Origin of the sequence: Vibrio sp. 10N.222.48.A3, assembly GCF_041475345.1 — a bacterium.
Taxonomy (GTDB): domain Bacteria; phylum Pseudomonadota; class Gammaproteobacteria; order Enterobacterales; family Vibrionaceae; genus Vibrio; species Vibrio tasmaniensis_A.
This window is the reverse complement of sequence record NZ_JBFRVX010000832.1, coordinates 1-2,670: the sequence shown is the minus strand read 5'-3', so window position 1 is coordinate 2,670 and position 2,670 is coordinate 1. Positions and strand designations below refer to the sequence as shown.

Below are 2,670 nucleotides of genomic sequence, written 5' to 3'. Positions count from 1 at the left end.
ATAACTACTTATCGAAAATTTCTGCCTTGTTCTCAAGCATTTTTCCTGCGCTATTTATGATCACTTACTTACTGTGATTGGTATAACACATTATTGCGGAGGGAAGCACACACCTGTTCCACCCAATCCACAATAACCATTCGGATTTTTAGCTAAGTATTGCTGGTGGTAGGTTTCTGCGAAAAAATATTTTCCAGCAGGCAGAACTTCCGTTGTGATTTCGTTGCCCAATGATTCAGTCATTGCTCGTTGGTATTCACGTTTAGAGTGCTCAGCGATAGTCTGTTGTTCTTCGCTGAAGGTGTATATCGCAGAACGGTATTGAGTCCCTAAATCGTTGCCTTGGCGCATCCCTTGAGTTGGGTCATGACGCTCCCAAAAGGTTTCAAGTACTTGAGCGAGAGATGTTTGTTCGCTATCAAAAATGACACGAACGACTTCGGTATGGCCAGTTTGTCCGCTACATACCTGCTCATAAGTGGGGTTAATCGTGTATCCACCAGCGTAGCCAACAGATGTTGAAATAACGCCGTTCAACTGCCAGAACAAACGCTCAGCTCCCCAGAAGCATCCCATACCAAGTAGGACTTCTTGTTGAGAACCCGTAGGTGTATTGAGCAAGTCAGTTTGATTGACGAAATGGCGCTCAGTGATTCGGATTGGGTCAGCATTTCCCGGTAATGCGGTTGCTGCGGAAACCAGTTGTTGTTTGTTTAGCATATTATATTCCTTTTCGCATACGTTTACCGCGTTAGTTAACATTAGATCTAGGTTTATATTAACTGGAGGCTCATATTAACGGCTGGTTAATATTGATTAAGTCTTTACATTAGACCGTGTTATTACCAGATTTGTTACAGACTCAATGCCTTTTTAGCGGTATGATTTCTTTTCACTTATTAACGTATTGATAACTTCTTCACCAATTAAACATGATAAGAAAAACTTTACCAGTTCTGATTGGCACTCTACTGTCATCGACATTCGCTTTCGCTGACGTTTCCCTTGATATTAAAGGGTTGGATGGCGCGCTTGCAGATAATGTGGATGCTTATCTGAGTGCGATTCCTGAAGAAGAGTATTCGGTCTCATTAAGATTTCAATCTCGCTTGGAGTCGATGATCAACGAAGCGTTGAATGCATTAGGCTACTACCAACCTAATATCACATTTACTCATTCTGAAGATGATACCGAATTGACTGTTACGGTTGAGCCGGGAGAGCCGGTTGTTATTTATGCTTCAGATATTGTTCTGACTGGTGAAGCCAAAGATGATCCTGATTTTTTGGCCTTAATAGCTAAGAGCAAGTTGTCTAAAGGTTCGATTTTGAATCATGGTAATTATGACTCTTTAAAATCATCGATCCGCAATCTTGGATTAGCGAAAGGTTACTTCGATGGGGCGTATGATCTTAGCAAACTAGAAGTCGCTCCTGAATTAAACCGCGCTTATGTCCGCCTTCATTATAACAGTGGTATTCGTTATCACTTTGGCTCTACTCAGGTTACTGGTAGCCAAATAGAAGAAGAGAAGGTGCAGTCACTTAAACCATTTGAAGATGGCGAACCTTACTCGATAACCAAAGTTGGTGAATACAACCAAAACCTTTCCAATACGGATTGGTTCTCTTCAGTCTTTGTTGAGCCTGATTTAAGTCAATTGGGTGAAGGTCGAGAAATTCCGATGAAGGTAAGCCTTGCTCCGCAAGCGCGGAACCAAATTGAAACGGGTATCGGTGTATCAACAGACTTGGGTGTAAAAGGTACCCTTAAATGGAAGAAACCTTGGGTTAATGAGAAAGGTCATAGTTTTAATAGTAGTTTATCGATCTCCAAGCCTGAGCAGACGATTACGGCGGCTTATAAAATCCCATTGGATGACGTGCTTAATGACTACTATCAAATTAAGTATGGAATGAAGAATCTGGATAACCGTGATACCAAGAGTTTGGAGTCAAACTTAGCCTTAGAAAGGTACTGGCGTCTAGATAATGGTTGGCAACGCACGGTATTCATTCGATACCTAGTCGAAAACTATAAACAAGGTTTACAAGACGATTTGGCGCAGTTTGTGTTGCCAGGTGTCTCTTTCTCACGCACTCGAACCCGAGGCGGTTCAATGCCGATGTGGGGCGATAAACAAACCATCATGGTTGAAGCGGCTGATGATACCTTGTTATCTGAAACCCAAGTCGTACGTTTTCAAGGGCAAACCGCATGGATTCGAAGCATTGGTAATAACCACCGAGGTTTAACCCGCCTTCAATTCGGCGGAAACTTTGCGGACGAATTTGATAAGTTATCTCCTTCTTTAAGATTTTTTGCGGGTGGTGATAATAGCATCCGTGGTTATGGCTATGAGTCTATCTCTCCTCGAGATGAAAGTGGCGCACTAACGGGGGCGAAATTCATTGCAACCAGTTCGTTTGAATACCAATATCGCTTAGTTGGGAATTGGTGGGGAGCGGCTTTCTACGATATTGGTGATGCATTCAATGACACGCCAGAGTGGAAACATGGTACTGGTGTCGGGATTCGTTGGGCGTCCCCCGTCGGTCCTGTGAGTTTAGATTTTGCTTGGGGTCTAGATGCGAAAAAAGGTGATGAGTTCCAACTGCACTTTAGTTTAGGGCCAGAATTATGATCAAAGTGGTGGGTAAGTGTATCAA

The 2,670-nt window shown here is 42.8% G+C and carries 2 protein-coding genes; one reads left to right on the top strand and one right to left on the bottom strand.

Features of this window, described 5'->3' with window-relative positions; all coding sequences use genetic code 11:
- Positions 1–90: 90 nt before the first annotated feature.
- Positions 91–720: a peptide-methionine (S)-S-oxide reductase MsrA gene (gene msrA / locus AB4653_RS20440; RefSeq protein WP_009847758.1), complete on the bottom strand. Its 630-nt coding sequence runs from the start codon at positions 718–720 to the stop codon at positions 91–93.
- Positions 721–932: 212 nt separating this feature from the next.
- Here msrA and AB4653_RS20435 point away from each other — a divergent pair, with 212 nt between their 5' ends.
- Positions 933–2,645 carry an autotransporter assembly complex family protein gene (locus AB4653_RS20435; protein ID WP_009847757.1) on the top strand — a complete coding sequence of 571 codons (1,713 nt, stop codon included), beginning with the start codon at positions 933–935 and terminating at the stop codon, positions 2,643–2,645.
- Positions 2,646–2,670: the final 25 nt, after the last annotated feature.

Bases quoted from the DNA above. Each gene is read 5' to 3' on its own strand.
- msrA (WP_009847758.1), bottom strand. From the start codon at position 720: ATGCTAAACAAACAACAACTGGTTTCCGCAGCAACCGCATTACCGGGA.
- AB4653_RS20435 (WP_009847757.1), top strand. From the start codon at position 933: ATGATAAGAAAAACTTTACCAGTTCTGATTGGCACTCTACTGTCATCG.